Annotated in this window: 18 protein-coding genes; 10 read left to right on the forward strand and 8 right to left on the reverse strand. The window is 62.4% G+C overall.

What is annotated here, in order from left to right; all coding sequences use genetic code 11:
- Nucleotides 1-68: 68 nt before the first annotated feature.
- The 4 genes from ACQY5P_RS12870 to mnmE all read left to right on the forward strand — a co-directional run bounded on the left by ACQY5P_RS12870 (nucleotide 69) and on the right by mnmE (nucleotide 4,453).
- On the forward strand, nucleotides 69-998 hold the full coding sequence (locus tag ACQY5P_RS12870) for a DUF2799 domain-containing protein (protein ID WP_428407272.1): 930 nt from the start codon (nucleotides 69-71) through the stop codon (nucleotides 996-998).
- Between the two features lie 98 nt (nucleotides 999-1,096).
- Nucleotides 1,097-2,617, forward strand: coding sequence for an amino acid permease (locus ACQY5P_RS12875; protein ID WP_428407273.1), 1,521 nt, complete (start codon nucleotides 1,097-1,099; stop codon nucleotides 2,615-2,617).
- A gap of 100 nt (nucleotides 2,618-2,717) precedes the next feature.
- Nucleotides 2,718-2,951 carry a DUF6489 family protein gene (locus tag ACQY5P_RS12880; protein ID WP_428407274.1) on the forward strand — a complete coding sequence of 78 codons (234 nt, stop codon included), beginning with the start codon at nucleotides 2,718-2,720 and terminating at the stop codon, nucleotides 2,949-2,951.
- Between the two features lie 119 nt (nucleotides 2,952-3,070).
- Nucleotides 3,071-4,453: a tRNA uridine-5-carboxymethylaminomethyl(34) synthesis GTPase MnmE gene (mnmE, locus tag ACQY5P_RS12885; RefSeq protein ID WP_428407275.1), complete on the forward strand. Its 1,383-nt coding sequence runs from the start codon at nucleotides 3,071-3,073 to the stop codon at nucleotides 4,451-4,453.
- 20 nt (nucleotides 4,454-4,473) lie between these two features.
- Here the strand turns inward: mnmE and ACQY5P_RS12890 are convergent, their stop codons facing one another.
- Nucleotides 4,474-4,728 (reverse strand): sunset domain-containing protein, encoded by a 255-nt coding sequence (locus tag ACQY5P_RS12890; protein ID WP_428407276.1) that lies wholly within the window; start codon nucleotides 4,726-4,728, stop codon nucleotides 4,474-4,476.
- A gap of 79 nt (nucleotides 4,729-4,807) precedes the next feature.
- On the reverse strand, nucleotides 4,808-5,071 hold the full coding sequence (locus ACQY5P_RS12895; protein WP_428407277.1) for a hypothetical protein: 264 nt from the start codon (nucleotides 5,069-5,071) through the stop codon (nucleotides 4,808-4,810).
- Nucleotides 5,072-5,295: 224 nt separating this feature from the next.
- Here ACQY5P_RS12895 and ACQY5P_RS12900 point away from each other — a divergent pair, with 224 nt between their 5' ends.
- The 5 genes from ACQY5P_RS12900 (at nucleotide 5,296) to ACQY5P_RS12920 (ending at nucleotide 10,186) form a co-directional block, all read left to right on the forward strand.
- Nucleotides 5,296-5,520: a hypothetical protein gene (locus ACQY5P_RS12900; protein ID WP_428407278.1), complete on the forward strand. Its 225-nt coding sequence runs from the start codon at nucleotides 5,296-5,298 to the stop codon at nucleotides 5,518-5,520.
- Between the two features lie 206 nt (nucleotides 5,521-5,726).
- The gene (mnmG, locus tag ACQY5P_RS12905) at nucleotides 5,727-7,637 is read left to right on the forward strand and encodes a tRNA uridine-5-carboxymethylaminomethyl(34) synthesis enzyme MnmG (RefSeq protein WP_428407279.1); all 1,911 of its coding nucleotides are present in this window, start codon (nucleotides 5,727-5,729) and stop codon (nucleotides 7,635-7,637) included.
- Nucleotides 7,638-7,752: 115 nt separating this feature from the next.
- On the forward strand, nucleotides 7,753-8,388 hold the full coding sequence (gene rsmG / locus ACQY5P_RS12910) for a 16S rRNA (guanine(527)-N(7))-methyltransferase RsmG (protein WP_428407280.1): 636 nt from the start codon (nucleotides 7,753-7,755) through the stop codon (nucleotides 8,386-8,388).
- Nucleotides 8,375-9,205, forward strand: a complete 831-nt coding sequence (locus tag ACQY5P_RS12915) for a ParA family protein (protein ID WP_428407281.1) — start codon at nucleotides 8,375-8,377, stop codon at nucleotides 9,203-9,205. Before rsmG ends, ACQY5P_RS12915 begins: the two co-directional genes overlap by 14 nt.
- 24 nt (nucleotides 9,206-9,229) lie before the next feature.
- Nucleotides 9,230-10,186: a ParB/RepB/Spo0J family partition protein gene (locus ACQY5P_RS12920; protein ID WP_428407282.1), complete on the forward strand. Its 957-nt coding sequence runs from the start codon at nucleotides 9,230-9,232 to the stop codon at nucleotides 10,184-10,186.
- Nucleotides 10,187-10,205: 19 nt separating this feature from the next.
- Here the strand turns inward: ACQY5P_RS12920 and ACQY5P_RS12925 are convergent, their stop codons facing one another.
- The 6 genes from ACQY5P_RS12925 to ACQY5P_RS12950 form a co-directional block, all read right to left on the reverse strand.
- The gene (locus ACQY5P_RS12925; RefSeq protein WP_428407283.1) at nucleotides 10,206-10,694 is read right to left on the reverse strand and encodes a hypothetical protein; all 489 of its coding nucleotides are present in this window, start codon (nucleotides 10,692-10,694) and stop codon (nucleotides 10,206-10,208) included.
- Nucleotides 10,695-10,771: 77 nt separating this feature from the next.
- Nucleotides 10,772-12,214, reverse strand: a complete 1,443-nt coding sequence (locus ACQY5P_RS12930; RefSeq protein ID WP_428407284.1) for a TrkH family potassium uptake protein — start codon at nucleotides 12,212-12,214, stop codon at nucleotides 10,772-10,774.
- A 36-nt stretch (nucleotides 12,215-12,250) separates the two neighbouring features.
- On the reverse strand, nucleotides 12,251-13,306 hold the full coding sequence (gene holA / locus ACQY5P_RS12935) for a DNA polymerase III subunit delta (RefSeq protein ID WP_428407285.1): 1,056 nt from the start codon (nucleotides 13,304-13,306) through the stop codon (nucleotides 12,251-12,253).
- Complete coding sequence (locus tag ACQY5P_RS12940) at nucleotides 13,293-14,048, reverse strand: hypothetical protein (RefSeq protein ID WP_428407286.1); 756 nt, start codon at nucleotides 14,046-14,048, stop codon at nucleotides 13,293-13,295. Before ACQY5P_RS12940 ends, holA begins: the two co-directional genes overlap by 14 nt.
- A 24-nt stretch (nucleotides 14,049-14,072) precedes the next feature.
- Complete coding sequence (gene leuS, locus ACQY5P_RS12945; protein ID WP_428407287.1) at nucleotides 14,073-16,646, reverse strand: leucine--tRNA ligase; 2,574 nt, start codon at nucleotides 16,644-16,646, stop codon at nucleotides 14,073-14,075.
- A 71-nt stretch (nucleotides 16,647-16,717) separates the two neighbouring features.
- Nucleotides 16,718-17,182, reverse strand: a complete 465-nt coding sequence (locus ACQY5P_RS12950; RefSeq protein WP_428410660.1) for a DUF3576 domain-containing protein — start codon at nucleotides 17,180-17,182, stop codon at nucleotides 16,718-16,720.
- A gap of 464 nt (nucleotides 17,183-17,646) precedes the next feature.
- Here ACQY5P_RS12950 and ACQY5P_RS12955 point away from each other — a divergent pair, with 464 nt between their 5' ends.
- Nucleotides 17,647-18,882: a porin gene (locus tag ACQY5P_RS12955; protein ID WP_428407288.1), complete on the forward strand. Its 1,236-nt coding sequence runs from the start codon at nucleotides 17,647-17,649 to the stop codon at nucleotides 18,880-18,882.
- Nucleotides 18,883-19,026 lie beyond the last annotated feature (144 nt).

The raw sequence follows: 19,026 nt of genomic DNA on the forward strand, positions 1-19,026 counted from the left end.
GTCGCTGGATGCGTCATTGGGGCATGCTTGTCGTTTGTTGTTTTCTAGGGTCGTGCGCCACGAGCGTCATGAGCGAGAAGGAATGTCTTGCGGGAGACTGGTACGGCGCGGGCTTCGCCGACGGCGCCGACGGCAAGCTGGAGCGAGCCTTCGAGGAGCGCGCGCTCGCCTGTCACGAGCATGAGGTAGGCGCCGACGAGCGGGCTTATGAAGCGGGCCGGCTCGCCGGTCTCGACCGCCTTTGCACCGATCCCGGCGGCTATGATTTCGGGCGCGCGGGCAAGACCTATTTCGGCGTGTGCGGCCGCGACCGCGAGGAGGATTTCCTCTCCGGCTATATTTCCGGCCAGCGCATCTATATGGCGCAGGCGGCGCGTGACGCCGCCAAAAGCGCCTATGACAGCGCGGTTTCGCGCGCCGACAGCTATCGCTATGACATTCGCCGCGCGCGCAAAAAGCTCGACGATCCGGACGCAACGGAAAAGGAAATCAAGAATGCCCGCGAGGATCTGGACGACGCTCGCGAGCGCCTGCCCGATGCGGAGCGCGATATTGACGCGGCGCTTTACGAACTTGGCCGGGCGGATGAAGCCCTGGAGCAGACCATCGGGTCTTCGGGCGCCTGGGCCCAGAGCCGGGAGTTTGCGGCGATCCGCGCCGGGCTTGGCGAGGCCCATGAATTCGCCCGAGCGCATCCGGCAATTGATTTCTGTGCTGACGATTTTGACGGCTTTTACGCCCGCTGCGAGGTGCTTTATTCAGCGCGTCTTCCGGACAGTGAAACCGGAGAAATCTGCGCCGTCGGGCCGGGCGAGGCGCGGTTTTTAACCCGCAGCGTTCTCGGCCCTGGCGAAGGCGGGCGCATCCGCCATCATTACCAGTTCTTCCCGGCGGACCCGGAGAATGGCCGGACCTCGCGGCGTCCGGTCGGCGGGTTTGACGTCTTTTTCGCTATGAATGGCGATTACGAAGGCCTCGCCTGCGGCGTCGCCCCCTAGGACGCCGCTCAAAAAAATCCATCTTGCGCGTTTTGCAATTCGGCGTAGCCTCCCGCGCGCGCCGGCGCATGGCCGGTTTTCGGAAAGTTCTCCAACATATGATCTTCGATCGGGTGAAGTCGCTCGACGCCATCCTGGCCGCGGCCGGGAAAAAGGCGTTGCCGCGCACGCTCGGCGCTTTTCACCTCACCCTCTTGGGCGTGGGCGCCGTTATCGGCACCGGCATTTTCGTTCTGACCGCGGAGGCCGCGCAGAAAGCGGGGCCGGGCATGATGGTCTCCTTCATCATCGCCGGCGCGGTCTGCGCCGTCGCGGCGCTTTGCTATGCGGAGCTTGCCGCCATGGTCCCTGTCTCGGGGTCCGCATACACCTACACTTACGCGGTGCTCGGCGAGCTTGTCGCCTGGATGGTGGGCTGGGCCCTCGTGCTCGAATACGCCGTTGCGGCGGGCGCCGTTTCGGTGGGCTGGTCCGGCTATGTGGTGGGGCTTTTAAGCCATGTCCTCGGGATCGACCTGCCCGCCAGCCTGACCTTGGGCCCGTCTGCCGGGGGCGTCGTCAACCTGCCCGCCGCGCTGATCGCGCTCGCCGTCACCTGGCTTCTCGTCATCGGCACGACGGAAAGCGCCCGGGTCAATGCGGTGCTTGTCTGCGTCAAGATCGTTGCGCTGACGGCGTTTATCGCCCTCGCCCTCCCCGTCATGCGCGCCGAGAATTTCGAGCCTTTCGCGCCGCTTGGAATGGCCGGGATCTCCGCCGCCGCCGCCTCGATCTTCTTCGCCTATGTTGGCTTCGACGCCGTCTCGACGGCGGCCGAGGAAACCCGCAACCCGCAGCGGAACATGCCCATAGGGCTCATCGGCTCGCTCGCGATTTGCACGCTGTTTTACATCCTTGTCGCCGCCGGGGTGATCGGGACAGTCGGGGCGAGCCCCATGCTCACGCCGGAGGGCGCCGGCATTCATCCGGGCAGCGCAGAGCTCACCGCCGCCTGCGCGGAGATCGCCAATGACGCCGTCGTGTGTTCGAAGGAGGCGCTCGCCTGGACCTTACGCGAGATCGGCTGGCCGCAGATTGGCAATCTGGTGGGCCTCGCGGCGGGCATCGCCCTTCCCTCGGTCATCCTGATGATGATGTTCGGCCAGACCCGGATCTTCTTCGTCATGAGCCGCGACGGGTTGCTGCCGGAGGTGTTTTCCTCCGTACACCCCCGATTTAAAACGCCCCATGTCATCACCATTGTCACCGGCGTTTTCGTGGCGGTGTTTGCGGCGTTTTTCCCGGTCGGCGCGCTCGCGGACATTTCGAATTCCGGGACGCTTTTCGCCTTCGCGCTGGTCTCGGTCGCCGTTATGGTCTTGCGCCGGACCGACCCGGCGCGGCCGCGCCCCTTCCGCACGCCGGCGGTATATGTAATCGCGCCGGTTTCAATTCTCGGCTGCGTCTATCTCTTTTTCAGCCTCTCGGCCTACACCTTGGTGCTGTTCGCGGGCTGGGCGACACTCGGCCTTCTCGTTTACTTCCTCTACAGCCGCGGCCACAGCCATCTCGCCAGGGGAATTGTCGAGGTCGCCGAGGCCGAGGACGACGCCCCGCCTGTCCCGGTCCCGCCGATCTAAGACTTGGCCTCCGGTGGGCCGAGTCAGGCTGTCCCGCGGCCCCCAATTGCGTTATGGGCTAGGGCCCACCATCTATGGCCTAGCCATGAGGAGCCCCCCAATGAAGCTCACCATCAATATCGACTGCACCCCGGCGGAGGCGCGGGCGTTTTTCGGCCAGCCGGATCTCGAGCCCATGAACGACATGATCGTCGAGGAGATGATGAAGCGGGCGAAGGAGAATTTGGACACCCTCGCCGACCCCGAGCGCATGATCGCCCAGTGGATGTCCATGTCCGGCAAAAGCTTCGAGCAGTTCCAGACCATGATGGGCATGGGCCCGAAGAAGAAGTAGGCAGGTTGCTTCCCATGCCAGCTACCCCGCTCATCCCGGCGAAGGCCTGGATCCTATGCAATTGGGCATGGCGCTCGCAGACCGAGATACCGGCCTTCGCCAGGATGAGCGGAATCTAAATGTCATCGCAGACCGACACCATCTTCGCGCGCGCCTCGGGCGCGGGGAAGGCCGGCGTGTCGGTCTACCGCATCTCGGGACCAGACGCCGCGAGCATTCTCCGAAGCTTGGTTGGTAAACCAATCGTTAATCGCGAGGCGGCCTATGTCGCCGTGCGCGATCCGGCGGACGGGTCGGTCATCGACCGGGGGCTAGCACTACTTTTCGAGGGGCCGAAATCCTTCACCGGCGAGGACGTCGCGGAGTTAAGCCTTCACGGCTCCCGCGCGGTGGAGGAAGCGCTTTACGATGCGCTGACGCGGCTCGGCGCCCGGCCCGCGGAGGCCGGCGAGTTCACGCTCCGGGCCCTCAAAAACGGCAAGCTCGATCTAGCCCAGGTCGAGGCCCTCGCCGATCTTCTCGATGCCGAAACGACCCTACAGAGAAAGCAGGCTTTGGGTCAGCTCGACGGGCGGCTTTCTGAGGCGGCGGAGGGCTGGCGGAAAGACCTTCTGGCGGTCATGGCGCCCCTGGAAGCGGACATCGACTTCCCCGATGAAGGCGATGTGCCGGCCGCCGTCGCCGCCCGGGCGGGTCCCGCCATAGCTGCGCTTAAGGAATCGTTAACCACGTTTCTTAACCAATCGGTCAGTGCACGGAAGATCCGCGAAGGGGTCTCCATCGCCGTCATCGGTCCGCCGAACGCCGGCAAGTCATCCCTCGTCAACGCGCTTGCTGGTTCCGACGTCGCCATCGTCTCCGACATCGCGGGCACGACGCGCGACATCATCGAGGCGCGGCTTGATCTCGGCGGGGTCCTCGCCACCGTCGCCGACACAGCGGGGCTGCGTGGTATGGCCGGCGACGTGATCGAGGAAGAGGGCGTCAAACGCGCGAAAAAACGGGCTGAAAACGCCGACATGCGCGTGCTTGTTGTGGATGCGTCTGAAGTCGGGTCACGCGAGATGCTGTTCGCAGGGGATGTGGAAAATGTTCCACATGAAACACTGGCGCTCCTGCAACCCGACGATCTTGTCGTCTGGAACAAGTCTGACCGGCGAGTGAGCGAGTTGAGTCTCGAAATGGCGCACTCTCCGTATACGGAGCTAAGCGTTTCGGCGAAAACCGGCGCCGGTATGGCCGCGCTTGTTCAGGTTCTGAAGGAGAAGGCCGCTGAGGGGGCGAATACCGAAGGCCCCGCCCTCACCCGCGCCCGGCACGCCGCTGCGGTGGAGGAGGCGCTCGCCGCCCTTACCCGCGCCGAGGCCAATATCACGAGGGCTCCCGAGTTGGCGGCCGAAGACGCCCGCCTCGCCGCCCGGGCGCTTGGCAAGATCACCGGCGCCGTCGGGGTCGAGGACGTTCTCGGGGAGATTTTCTCGAGCTTTTGTATCGGAAAGTAGCGCTGAGAACTGCGAAAGCGTTAGTTTCTTGCTTTGCGCCAGCCGGCTTTCTGGGCCTCTTCCTCAGAACAGAACCATCGCTCGCCATATTCCGGCGAAATCTTTGTTGCGGCATAATGTTTCTGACCGGGAACGTGATAGATGCGCTCGCCAGTGTTGATGCTGATGTTGCCTTTTATTTTGCAATTGAGGGCGGGCACGGGGGCGGTTTTGCCGCCGGTTTCATAAACGTAACCAGCGGCGACCAGTGCGATAACGCCGAACAAGAATTTCATGCAGCCATGATCGCCGCACTTATTTGCCGGACGCCAAAGAATGGACGGACAATTTTATGCGTCGCGTCGCACCCTAGTTTTACTCCGCCGTGCAGGCCGCCGTCGCGTTGCGCAGGAGCCTGACACGGCCCGCGGCCCGGCGCAGCACCGTAGCGGCGTCATATTCGCCGCGGATTTCAAGCCGAAGGGCGGCGCGCTCGTAATTGCGGTATTTCTCCCGCAGCCGCTCATTGAGCTTATAGGCGAGGGCTTGGCCTTCAAGGATCTGGCGCGGCGCCTCACTTGGGACAGCCTCGCCGAATAACGGTTTTCCCCCGGAACGAAGAACTGTGACTTGCGTCATAAAGAGCCCCTTCTCATCTGGTTGCGCTCCGATAAGGGCTTTAGTGCAGCGACCGTGCCCGAAACCGGCGCCGCACCGCATGCTTTCCAAATTGTAAAGTTGGCTCTTCGCACAGGTATATTGCGCAACAATTCGTGACCGGGAATTTCATCCCCCACCCTCTGGAAGGCCTTAGAATGGCTCTCGTGAACGGAATGGAAAGTGCGGCGGGTTAGCCTTCGGGCATGTGCGTCGCCCCGGATAGCCAGTTCTTCTGGATCGGCCTTGGCCTTCTGGTCTCGGTCGGGCTCCTCTGCCTTTACACGCTGCGCCAGTTCGTGCGGCAGGTCGCAAAGGCGAAGACGCCGGAAGCCTGGGTCGAGGCCCTGCATGACCACGGCGCCCCGCTAACTATCAACGGGCTCTGGTTTCTGGTGATCACGATCGCCGCCAAGGCCTGCGGATTTTAGGGCGCGGCTTTCCAAATTGTTCCATGTGAAACATTCCGCATCCCGAAATTAAAGAAGGGTCCGGAAAAGAGGTGCATTGAACCGGCCCGGGGCCTATATCCCGCGCCCAGCCCGTGCGCGAACGCGCACAAATGAAGATACTGGGCGCGAACGCGCACGAATTAAGAAATTAGGCGCGAACTCGCACACGTTAAAACGGCAAGGATATGAGCAGAGACTACGACGTCATTGTGATTGGGGGAGGCCATGCGGGATGCGAGGCTGCGGCAGCCGCAGCCCGCGCCGGTGCGCGCACCCTCCTCGCCACTCACCGGCGCGACACGATCGGCGAAATGTCCTGCAACCCCGCCATTGGCGGGCTCGGCAAAGGCCATCTGGTGCGGGAGGTCGACGCCCTCGACGGGCTTATGGCCCGCGTCATTGACCGGGCGGGGATCCAGTTCCGCATGCTCAACGCCTCCAAGGGCCCGGCGGTGCGGGGGCCGCGGGCGCAAGCCGACCGGAAGCTCTATCGCGAAACCATGCAGGCGATCCTCGGCGACTATCCGGGCCTCGATATTCTGGAGGCGGCTGTGGAGGACCTGACCGTTTCACGCGGAACGGCCGGGGAGGCTGTCACGGGAGTCGTTACATCGGCAGGAGAAGAGATCGCCGCGAAAGCCGTGGTCCTGACGACCGGGACCTTTCTCAAGGGCGTCATTCATATCGGCGACAAGCGCATCCCAGCGGGCCGCGCCAATTTCCGCGCCCCGGACAAGACATGGGGCGGCGGAGTCGAGGCCCCGTCAGTGGGGCTATCGGACCGGCTTTATGGGCTGGGCCTCAAAATGGGCCGGCTCAAAACCGGCACCCCTGCCCGTCTCAACGGCGCGACCATCGACTGGGATCGCCTCGAGATGCAGCCGGCGGACGCGACGCCGGTCCCCTTTTCCTTCCTGACGGAGCGGATCGAGGTCCCGCAGATCGCCTGCGGCGTCACCTATACGACGCCGGAAACCCACGCGATCATCGAGGCGAACCTTGAGAAATCCGCGGTCTATGGGGGCGTCATCTCCGGCCGGGGCCCGCGCTATTGCCCCTCCATCGAGGACAAGGTCGTCCGCTTCGCCGAGCGCGAAAGCCACCAGATCTTCCTGGAGCCGGAGGGGCTCGACGATACAACGGTCTATCCCAACGGCATTTCGACCTCCCTGCCCGAAGACGTCCAGGCGGCGTTCCTGAAGACCATTCCCGGCCTCGAAAAGGCGGAGGTCGTGCGTTACGGCTACGCCATCGAGTACGACTATGTGGACCCGCGCTCCCTGACCCGGACGCTGGAGACCCGCGCCCTGCCCGGTCTTTTTCTCGCCGGCCAGATCAACGGCACCACCGGCTATGAAGAGGCGGCGGCCCAAGGGCTGATGGCTGGGGTCAACGCGGCGCGCATGGCGCTGTGCGGAGAGCCGTTCACCCTCGACCGTTCGGAAGCCTATATCGGCGTGATGATCGATGACCTTGTAACCAACGGAGTTACAGAACCCTACCGCATGTTCACGAGCCGTGCGGAATACCGCCTGACCTTGCGCGCCGACAACGCGGATCAGCGCCTGACGCCCATCGGGATTGCGGCGGGAATCGTCGGCGACCGTAGGGCCGAGATGTTTCATGTGAAACAATCGGCGCTAGAAGCGGCGCGCAACTGGGCGCGGGAGACGACGCTCACCCCGAATGAAGCCGCAAAGTACGGGCTGAAACTCAATCAGGATGGCCGGCGGCGCTCGGTGATTGACCTGTTGGCGCTTCCCGAGGTCGATCTGGCCGCCCTTTCGGCGATCTGGCCCGAAATCAGCGAGATGGACGATGCGGTGGCGGAACAATTGGCTTTCGATGCCCTCTATGCCGGGTATCTGCACCGGCAGGAGGCGGACATCATCGCCTTCAAAAAAGACGAATCTCTCGCCCTTCCCGCCGATCTCGATTATGCGGCGATCACCGGCCTCTCCAATGAGGTGCGCGGAAAGCTGATGGACGCCCGTCCGGCGACCCTCGGTCAGGCCGGACGCATCGAAGGCGTCACGCCTGCAGCCCTAGCCCTGCTTCTGGCGTGGGTGAAGAAGAATTCGAGAGCGGTGAGGTGATCCAAACACCCCCATCCCCGGCTTCGCCGGTACTTCCCCCGCATGCGGGGGAAGAGAGTCGCCCTTCTCCTCCCCCGTTCACGGGGGAGGTGTCGCCGAAGGCGACGGAGGGGGTATGCCTCACATGACCCCCGAAGAGTTCCTCGCCGCCACGAATGTTCCACATGAAACATTCGAGGCCTTGAAGGAAATGGACCGTGTGCTGATCGATTGGTCGGAACGGCATAATCTGATTGCGCGTTCGACCATAAAAGACCGATGGGAAAGGCACTTCTTCGATTCCGCGCAATTGGCGCCGCTGTTGCCCGATAACATTAAAACGCTGATCGATCTCGGGTCCGGCGCCGGTTTTCCGGGGCTTGTTCTGGCCGCGATCCTTGCGCCGAAGGGCGTGCAGGTGACGCTCATCGAGTCAACGCAAAAGAAATGCGCTTTCCTGCGCGAAGCCGGCGCTGCGATGGGCCTTTCAAACCTCAAAGTAGTGCCGGAGCGAATCGAATCGGTAGGGCTCGCGTTCAAGCCGGACGTCATCACCGCCCGCGCCCTCGCCCGGCTTGAGAAATTGCTCGGCTACGGGGCTGGAATTCAAGGCAAAAATACGCGGTATTTCCTGCTGAAGGGACAAGATGTTGAGGGTGAATTGACCGAGGCCGCTAAATCTTGGCATATGGACGTCATAAAGCATCCGAGCCGGACCGATCCCCGCGCCGCCATTTTAGAAATCGGAAATCTTGCCCGTGTCCGGAAATAGCGCCTCTCCACGGATCATCGCCCCCCGGGTTCTTGCAATCGCCAACCAGAAGGGCGGCGTCGGCAAGACGACGACGGCGATCAATCTCGCGACAGCGCTCGCTGCGGTGGGCGAGAAAGTCCTCCTCGTCGATCTCGACCCGCAAGGGAACGCCTCCACCGGGCTCGGCATCTCCGCCGCCGCCCGCGGCGTCACGACCTATGAGGTTCTGTCGGGCGAGTACCGCCTCGAAGCGGCGGTGATGGAGACGGACATCCCCGGATTGCTGCTGGCGCCCGCCGGGGTCGACCTTGCCGGCGCGGAAATCGAGCTCATCGACGCGGACCGGCGCCATTTCCGTCTCGCCGACGCCATCGGGGAGTTTGCGGAGAGCGATAAGGGCGCCGCCGTCACTTATATTCTCATCGATTGCCCGCCGTCGCTCAGCCTGTTGACGGTGAACGCCCTCGCCGCCGCGCAGGCGGTCATCATTCCCCTGCAATGCGAGTTCTTTGCGCTCGAAGGTCTGTCGCAGATCATGCGCACCATCGAAACGGTCCGCACACGGATCAATCCGGCGCTGGAGCTTCAGGGCGTCGTCCTCACCATGCATGACCGGCGCAACAATCTCACCAATCAGGTCGAGGACGACGTGCGCGGCCATTTCGGCGACAAGGTCTACCGGACGGTGATTCCGCGCAATGTCAGGATTTCCGAAGCGCCGTCGCACGGCAAGCCGGCGCTGCTTTACGATCTCAAATGTCCGGGCAGCCAGGCCTATATCCAGCTCGCCTCGGAAGTCATTCAGCGCGAGCGCGCGCGCCCGCAAGCGGCGTAAAGGGGGAAGGCGGGCGCGATGGCCATGGCTGAGAAAAAGAAAAGCAATATCAAGGGATTAGGGCGCGGCCTCGACGCCCTGCTCGGCGATGCGCCGTCGTCGAGAGCGGGCGTGGAGGAGGTTTCCGCAGCGCCTGCCGCGCCCGCCGGGCCGAAGCGCGAATTGCCGATCGAACAATTGAAACCCAACGCTGATCAGCCGCGCCGCGTTTTCGACAAGGACGCGATCGAGGAGCTTGCAAATTCCATCGCCGCAAAAGGCATGCTGCAGCCGATCCTCGTCCGGCCGAAAGGTCCGGATACTTATGAAATCGTCGCCGGCGAGCGGCGCTGGCGCGCAGCGCAAAAGGCGCAGCTTCATAAAGTTCCGGTCATCATCCGCGAACTTACCGATGAAGAAACGGCCGAGATCGCGCTCATCGAAAACGTGCAGCGCGTGGATCTCAACCCGGTCGAGGAAGCCGCCGCCTATTCCCGCCTTTCCGACGTCTACGGACGAACCCAGGAAGAGATTGCGAAAGCTGTCGGCAAGTCGCGCAGCCATGTCGCCAATATTATGCGGCTCCTCAATCTGCCGCAAAAGGCGCTCGACGCGCTCTCGGCGAATGCGATCACCATGGGTCACGCCCGCGCTATCTTGGGATCTTCCTCGCCGAAACAGATGCTCGACATCGTCCTCAAAGGCGATCTCACCGTGCGCGAGACGGAGAACTATATCCGTCAGGCGGAGGCCGAGATCAGGGGCGGATCAAAGCCATCTTCTGGCGGGAAAAGTGAAGTAAAATCAACACCTTCGAGTTCCGGCGGCGGCGCCTCGAAAGATGCGGACACGCGCGCGCTCGAGCGGGACCTTTCGGCCATTCTCGGCCTCGACGTCGCCATCGACCACTCGAAAAAAGGCGCGGGATCGGTGACGATCAACTACCTCACCCTCGACCAGCTTGACGACATTTGCCGGCGCCTCATGGGTGCGAAAGTCTGATCTTCTCTCCTTATACGGATTATTCGGGCAGCGCGCCGTCGAACAGCCATGCCTTGGCGAGCGCGATATCGGTAAAGCCTCGCACGCGTCCGTCGGCGATGTCCTGCAAGGCGCGCGAGGCGGCTGCAAAAGCGTCGGCCCCCTCCACTTTCACCGCCGCATCGGGCAGCACTACCGCCTCGCGACGGAGGCCGGCCGCGATCACGCGGGGCATCAGGTCGCTCACAAGCCACGCCTCCGATTCCATGAAATCGGACGTCATGAAGCGCAGATCGGCGAGCCAATAGCGATAGCCGCCTTTCTCGAAGAGGTCGGCGATATGGTTGAGAACAGCACGGAAATCCGCCTGGTCGTCGAAGCGGTCGAACCAGACATCCGACACGACGCCTTTCTCGGGATTGTTTCCGACAATGGCGTAAATCTGGTTATTTCCGCGGTAAAAAATCCGGTCCGATCGGACCGAAAAGGCGCTGGCGACATCGCTCTGGATGACGGCCGACTGCGACATGCGAAGCCTCCTCGTCATTCTGGGGCCCTGTTTTAACAGAGCCGGTTCGAAAACGGAATCGCGCAGGCTGCAAAACGTCAGCGCCAGAAATAAGGATCGAAAAGAACGAGGAGCGCGAAGAGCTCAAGCCGTCCAAGGAGCATCAAGCCGGCGAGTATCCATTTCGCGAGATCAGGCAGGGCTGCGAAATTTCCCGCCGGACCGACGATCTCGCCAAGTCCCGGACCGACATTGCAGAGCGCCGTCGCGGAAGCGGATAGCGCCGTTGGAAAATCGAGTCCGGTCAACGCCAGCGCGAACGCGCCAACGCTGAAGGCGCCGATGAAAAGCGCCAGAAAGGCGAGCACGCTAAGTCCGGTTTCCCGGTCGAGTTTGACGCCGCCATAGGTCGTCGCCTGAACGATGGAAGGCGAATGGAGGCGCCGCAGATGCGCTGCGGCGTAAAGGCCCAGAAGCTGAAACCGGTAGATCTTGATCGCCCCGCTGGTCGATCCGGCGCAACCGCCGAAAAAGGTGAGCGCGAAGAAGAGACCTGTGAATCCCGCGCCCCAAAGCTGGTAATCCTCGGTGGCGAATCCCGTCGTTGTGATCACCGAAGTGGTGTTGACGGCGACGCGGGTGAGCGTTGCGAAATAGCCCACGCCGTCATTCAAGAATATAGCCGCGACGAGCCACAGGCCCCCGAGAAAAAGCAGAAAAACCGGCGCCTGCGGGTCGCGTGCGACGGCGCCCGGCCCTTCACGCGCGGCGCGCAAATACATCATGAAAGGCAGCGCCCCGGCGATCATGAAAGCGGTCGCGGCCCAGTAAACGCCGGTGCTGCTGAAAAACCCAAGCGATGCGTCATGAGTGGAATAGCCGCCGGTCGCAAGCGTCGTCATGGCGTGGTTGACGGCGTCAAAGCCAGACATGCCGGCCGCCGCATAGGCGATGGCGCATAACACCGTCAGCAGGGTGTACACTGCGGCGATGGAGCGGATGAGCGCCATGGGACGGGCAATGATGCCGCCATCCTGTTTGGCCGAGCTTTCGAGCTGGAAGAGCTGCATGCCGCCAATTCTGAGGAAAGGCATCATCAGGATTGCCATCAGGATGATGCCGACGCCGCCGATCCATTGGAGGACGGAGCGCCAGAGCAGCAGCATGGGATCGAGGGTGTCCAGCCCGACCAGCACCGTTGAGCCGGTGGTGGTGACGCCCGAAATCGTTTCAAACACGGCATCGGTGAAGGAGATGCCGAGGTCGCTGAAGTAAAACGGCAAAGACGCCATCAGCGGAAACACCGTCCAGCTGACGGCGGTCAAGATGAAACCGCTGCGCACATCGAAACGCCGATCATGCGCCGCCGTCCAGAACGCGCTGACGAGCCCGATGCCGATGAGGCCGGACATGACGGCGCCGATGAGAAAGCCTTGCCAGTTTTCGTCAGCGACGGTCGCGTCGAGGCCTGCGAAGATGAATTCAACAGCGGATAGGCCGCACAACAGCAGTCCAAGCGCCAGAAACGGTCGCCCCAGCATATGTAAAACCTTTACTGGTCGGCGTCGTGGGCCGGCCTATCGCGATCCCATCACGGCGAGCGCCAGCGCCGCGCGCTCGACAATTTCTCGCTGCGGCGCGCCTGTCGTCTTGGCGTCGAGTTCCGCATCAACAAGCATGCGCAGCGCCCGTTCCAGCTTTGGCCCGCGCCATTTGTAAAGCCGGTTTTCAAAGGCGCGCTCCTCGGCGAAGAACACCGGGGGCCTCAGCTTTTTCATGGCCGAGGCGGCGCTCTCGCCGCCATCCATCAAATCCTGCGCGTTTTTGAGGCGCGCGAAATTGCGCTGCAGCGCGCGTAGGAGGCCGATGGGGCTTGCGCCTGCCGCCGATGCCTTGTGGAGCGCGGCGGCGAGCCTTGCGGGCGCGCCGTCGGCGCAGGCCGCCGCCGTATCGTCCATGGCGTCGCCGAGCCCATCCACCAGCGAAGCCCTGACATCCTCAAGCGAGATGGAGGCGGGTCCGCTGCGTAACGACGCCGGGCCTTTGTACAGGATCAGCTTGTCGATTTCTGCCCGGGAAATGCCGTGATCCTCGCCCAGAATCGCAACGGCGAGGTCGAGCGCATCCGCATCGAAGCGCAAGTCTTCCGCGGCGGCGGCCTCCTGCGCCATGGCGCGCACATCGGCGGGCCCGTCTGCGTAACAGGGCAGCGCCGCGCCGCGTTTCGATTTCTCGAACGCCTTTCTGAGGCCCGAACGCGGAGACAGATCGCCCGCCTCGATGATCACCATGCCGTTCGGTTTCAGATGCCCGCTGTCGAGCCCGTCGAGGAGAAGCTGCGCGGCTTTCGCCGCCGTCTCGCCGCTCGTCCGCAGGCGGATCACCCGCTCGCCCCCGGCGAAGGACAGCGCTGCGATCTCGTCGGCGAGGCGGCCCGGCTCGTCTTTCAGCTCGGCATCGGAAAGCTCGAGCGCGTTGAACGGGTCTTTGAGATCTTCAACCACCCATCCGGCTATTTTCAGCGCCCGTTCGCGCGCAAGCCCGCTGTCCGGGCCATAGATCAGCACGGCCGCGATCGTCTCGTCCCGCGTGGCGAGAAAACTCTTGATGGCTTTGCCTTTAAGGGCGGTCATCGACAATAGGGTCCGGCACGTCCGGCGTAGCGGCCCCTCCAACAGTGTCATCGGCGGCGCCCGCGTCGCTTTCAAGCTCAACCGAGCTGTCACTGTCCGGCGTTTCCAGAACGCTGTCGGTGTTCAAATATTGCAGTTCTTCCGGCAGCGTCGTGTTGTCCCTGTCGCTGCGCCGCCGGCGGTCGAGCGGCGTTTCGTCCGGTTCAAGCACGTCTTCGAATGTCTCGGGATCGACGCTCTCGCGTTTTTCGGGCGGTTGTGAAAACCGGATCAGAATGTCCCGCTCGATCTCCTCGGCGAGCTCGCGAGCGGCTTTCTCGACGGCGGTGCGTTCGGCGAAGAGTGTCGAATATTGCGAGTTGACGATGTTGTAGGAGGTGACCGCCCGGGCGACGCCGCGCATATTCTGTCTGGTCTCCGTATCGACGACCCAGTAGCGCGCGGCGAGACGGTAATTATAGCGAGTCACCGTTGCATCGATCTGCACGGCGAGGCGTTCGGCGGTTTCGTTCGCCTGAACCACGAGCTCATAGCGGGGCGCGACGCCGTCGACCGACACGATGCGGGCGTTCAGCGCATCCTCAAGATAGGGCGCGACCGTCTCCGGGGCGACGACCTGCTTCAGATAGATCTGGCTGTTTACCGATGAGAGGCCGTCCCGCGTTGCGTAGATCGGCTGAAAGCCGCAGCCAGAGAGGACAAGCGCGCCGGCGGCGGCGAGAAGGGCGGCAGTTTTTTGCATCGGCGCCAGACTCCGTTTCGCGCGTCAGTTCGCGACGATGTTGATGATGCGGCCCGGCACCACCACCACTTTGCGAACGGTCTTGCCGTCAATATGCCGCTGGACCGCCTCGTCGGACAAGGCCGCCTCTTCCACAGCCTTGTTGTCCGCGCCGGCCGGCACCGCGATTTCACCGCGGCGTTTGCCGTTGACCTGCACGCCGAGGATGATTTCGTCTTTCACGAGCAGCGCCGGATCCGCCTTGGGCCAGGAGGCGTCACAAAGCAGCCCTTTCCCGCCCAAGACCTCCCAGCATTCCTCCGCGAGATGCGGCGTGAACGGCGCGACCAGACGCGCCAGCGCGGACAAAGCTTCGGCGCGTGCATAATCGGAGGCGTCACCGGCTTTTTTGAGCGCGTTCAGGAATTCATAGATGCGCGCGATCGCCTTGTTGAAGCGGAAATGGTCGATGTCGTCGGTGACGCCGGCGATGGCCGCATGCGTCGCCTGACGCAGTTCGGATTTGTCTGCGCCCGGCTTGCCGAGATCGACTTTTTTCAGAATGCCGGGCGCCGCCGACACCGCATCCCAGATGCGGCCGATCAGGCGCCATGCGCCTTCGACGCCGGCGTCGGTCCATTCGACATCGCGCTCGGGGGGCGAGTCCGACAGCATGAACCAGCGCGCCGCATCAGCGCCGTAAGTCTCCGCGATCCCCTCCGGCGAGACCACGTTCTTTTTCGACTTCGACATTTTTTCGATGGGACCGATCTTCACCGGTTTGCCGTTGTCGGCGCGTTTCGCTTCGCCTTTATCGACAATCACATCCTCGGGCAGCAGCCATTCTTTGGTTTCCGGATCGCGATAGGTCGCATGCACCACCATCCCTTGCGTGAAGAGATTGGCGAATGGTTCCTCTACGGACAAATGCCCGACTTTCTTCATGGCGCGGGTGAAAAACCGCGCATAAAGAAGGTGCAGAATAGCGTGCTCAATGCCGCCGATATATTGATCGACGGGCAGCCAGTAATCTGCGGTCTCTTTGTCTACCGGCTTGTCTTCGGGTTGCGAGGCGAAGCGCGCGAAGTACCAGGACGAGTCGATAAACGTATCGAACGTATCGGTTTCGCGCCGTCCCTTGCCGCCGCATTGGGGACAGTCCACATGCTTCCATGTCGGATGCCGGTCGAGGGGGTTTCCGGGGACGGAGAAATCGGCCTCCTCGGGCAAGGTCACGGGCAGGTCCTGCACCGGCACAGGGACAATGCCGCATTTCTCGCAATGGATCGCCGGGATCGGACAGCCCCAATAGCGCTGGCGCGAGACGCCCCAGTCGCGCAGGCGCCATTGCGTGACGCCCTTCCCTAACCCCATCTCCTCGATCTTTTTAATCGCCGCGGCGATGGCGTCTCCGACCGAAAGACCGTTGAGGAAATCCGAATTGAAAATCTTGCCGGGGCCAATATAGGGCTCGCCGTCGAGCTTCCATGTGGCGGCGTCCGCGCCGTCGGGCAGCACGACGGGCGGGATCGGCAGGCGGTATTTCGTGGCGAAATCATAGTCGCGCTGGTCATGCGCCGGGCAGCCGAAGATCGCGCCCGTGCCGTAGCCCATGAGGACGAAGTTCGCGACATAGACCGGCAGCTTGCGATCGTCGAACGGATGGCCGGTTTCGAGGGATGTTTTGTAGCCGCGCTTTTCCGCCTTCTCGATCGCTTCTTCCGACGTGCCGGCGCTGGCGCATTCGGCGATGAAGGCTTTGAGGCCTGCGTCGTTTTCTGCGAGTTTCACGGCGAGCGGATGATCCGGCGAGATCGCGATGAAACTCGCGCCGAAAAGCGTGTCGGGACGCGTCGTGAAAATCTCGACGCCGTCTTCAAAACCGTCAGGCCTCTTCGTTCCGGCGGCAAAAGGAAACTTCATCTGCAAGCCTTTCGACTTGCCGATCCAGTTCTTTTGCATCAGGCGCACATTGTCCGGCCAGCCGGACAGGCGGCCGTCATCGAGAGCAGCCAAAAGGTCTTCTGCGTAATCTGTGATCTTCAGGAACCATTGCGACAGCTTGCGGCGCTCCACCGGCGCGCCGGAGCGCCAGCCCTTGCCATCAATCACTTGCTCATTGGCGAGCACTGTCTGGTCCACCGGGTCCCAGTTGACGAGGCTTTCCTTGCGATAGGCAAGCCCAGCCTTCCAGAATTCAAGGAACATGCGCTGCTGGTGGACGTAATAGCTGGGGTCGCAGGTCGCGAATTCCCGGGACCAGTCGATGGCGAGGCCCATCTGTTTCAGCTGCCCGCGCATGATGTCGATATTGCCGTAGGTCCATTTCGCCGGGTGCGATCCGGTCTGCATCGCCGCGTTTTCCGCCGGCATCCCGAAGGCGTCCCAGCCCATAGGGTGCAAGACGTTGTAGCCGCAGGCTTTTTTGTAACGCGCGATGACGTCGCCCATGGCGTAGTTGCGCACATGGCCGATATGGATGCGCCCTGACGGATAGGGAAACATCTCGAGGACGTAGTATTTCGGTTTTTCCCGGTCAGCGCTTGTTTCGAAGGCTTTCGCTTCGGTCCAGCGCTTCTGCCATTTCGGCTCGACTTCCTTCGGGTTGTAGCGGGGCATCTTTTATTCTTTCGGATACAAAAAAGCGGCGCGTTTTAGCGCCGCCTTTTCACCTAGTCTGGCGCGAATTTCTAGCCTTCGATCTGGTTCAGACGAAGCTGGCGGGCGCGGGTGAGGATCGCGTTCTCGATTTCGCGGGCCGTGGCCGGATTGACCGAGGCGTCGGTCCAGGCGCCGCCTTCGCTCTGCACCTGGCGGAAGACCGAGACCCTCAGCGCGTCGGCGCGCAGCGCGGAGTCGAGAATATAGACATTAGTCTTGAAGCGCTCCCCCGGGGTCTCCGGGTTCACATACCATTCGGTGATGATCAGGCCGGCGATCGGGTCGGCGGAGAAAACCGGCAGGAAATCAAGCGTCTCAAGGGAGGCCGCCCACAGATAGCGGTTGACGGTGGTCGCCTGGGCGCGGCCGGACTTGTATTCGGCCAGCGTCTCGTTGCGCGTGCCGCTGGAGCTGTTGCCGCCGCAGGCGGCCAGCGCCGCCGCTGCGCTGGCTAAAGCCAAGACTTTGAACATGCTTGCTTTTTCGGTCGTCATCACCGTTAATCCTGTGTCATGGAAGGGCCGTTTTCGGGCCGCCGCCCCGAGGCCGTGGCTTTCCTACCACAAACCGCCAATTACACAACGGGCGGGCCTTGCTTCCCTTGAAGGACGAGAATTCGGGCGCCAATATGGAGGCTGGTCATAAAGCTGTTAACTTTATGCCGTTAACCCTTGTCTGCGACTGACGCCCAAAATTGATATCAGCGTTTGGCGCATGGCTTGAAAGAGGAAAATCACGCTTTGGGGGCGGGATTTTCATCGGATGACGGCAAGGCTTTTGACGCCGGGTCTTTAGGGCCCGTCGGGGCGTTGAGTTGGGAGTAGCGCCGGTTCGCCGGGGCGGCATGGTCGGGAACGGTTTGGGGAAACGGTTTCTGGCGCGGTAAGAAACAACGATACGGCCTCGCGGCGTCGGCTTTGCGGGTGTCTGGGTAAGGGAAGAGACGGGATTAAAGGCTGTGACCGGTCTTAGAGCGACATTGCTAGGCGCCAGCGCTGCGGTTCTCACCGCACAAATTGCTGTGGGCGCAGCCTATGCCGCCGACCCGGTCAAGATCGATGTGAGCGGCGAAGCCAGCGCTGTTGCGGGGGTCGCCGACGGCGACGCGCAAGGCGACGTCAACGCCAAAGTCTCCTTCAAGGGATCCACGGTTCTCGACAACGGCCTCGAACTCGGCGCCGTTCTCACGGGCCGTCTCGATGCGGACCAGCCCCGCCAGCTCTTCGGCGGCGGCCGGTACTCGGGCCTTCTCATCGGTGGTCCTCGCGGCGTCGGCCCGGATTCGAGCGATGCCTACCTGCAAGGCGCTTACGCCTATGCGCGCGGTTCTTTCGGTCAGCTTATCGTTGGTCGCGACGCGGGCATCGCACGCATCCTGTCGGTTTCTTCGCCGACCATTTTTTCTTCCGTGAACGTCAATGATTGGCAGACGGATCTTTCCGGTCTTAACGACGTCCACACCATCAACGATTTCAGCGGCTATTCCACAAAGCTCACCTATATGCCGCCGGCGAACTTCCTTGGCGGCGTCTTTGGCGGGCTGCAACTTGGCGTTTCCTATTCGCCAGTGCTGAAAAATTGCGGCGACCCGCTTTGCGCGCCGCAGACCGGTTTCGTGATTTCGCCGGATGGCGCCATGCTGACCGCCGACAGTCACTGGGATGACGCGGTCGAGGCGGCGCTTTACTACGAAAAAGGCATCAAGGTGGGCGGCTCGAACCGCCTCTTTGTCGGCGTCGGCGCGAGCTTCGTGACGGCGGACGAACATGCCGGGCTCGACGCGCCCTCGATTTATGACGATTACGAAGCCTATTCCGTCGGGCTCAATCTCGCTTACCGCGGCATCACGCTCGGCGGTTCGGTGAAGTCCACCAACGCCGGCCTCGCATCTCTGGGTGATGACGGCTATCTCGCTTTCGACGCGGGCGTCACCTTCCGCACTGGCGAGGAAGAAGGCGACGTCGCCGTGATGCTCGGCTACGGCCAGTCGGAGGCGAACTCGATCGGGCTCAATCCGCTCGACCCATCTCTTTTCCAAGACACGCGCACCGCACAGGCGGGCGTAACCTATGTTCTTGGCCGCGGCATTACGATCGGCGCCGCCGCTCAATATACCGAAGCCAAGAAACCTGTGGCCGCAGGCGGACCTCAAGAAGCCGCCACGGTCGTGATCGAAAGCTCGATCAAATTCTAGTGCGCATTTAGGAAAAGCGGTCGCCGGTTTTCCATTAAGAATACGCATCAGAGAGAGAAGTTTCTAAGCGCCTGCTGCTTAGAGGGGATATAAAACAGGGCGGTCCTTTCAAGGGCCGCCCTGTTTTCATGTGGAGAAATGACC

The sequence above is a fragment of the Hyphococcus sp. genome, assembly GCF_965267305.1.
GTDB lineage: Bacteria > Pseudomonadota > Alphaproteobacteria > Caulobacterales > Parvularculaceae > Hyphococcus.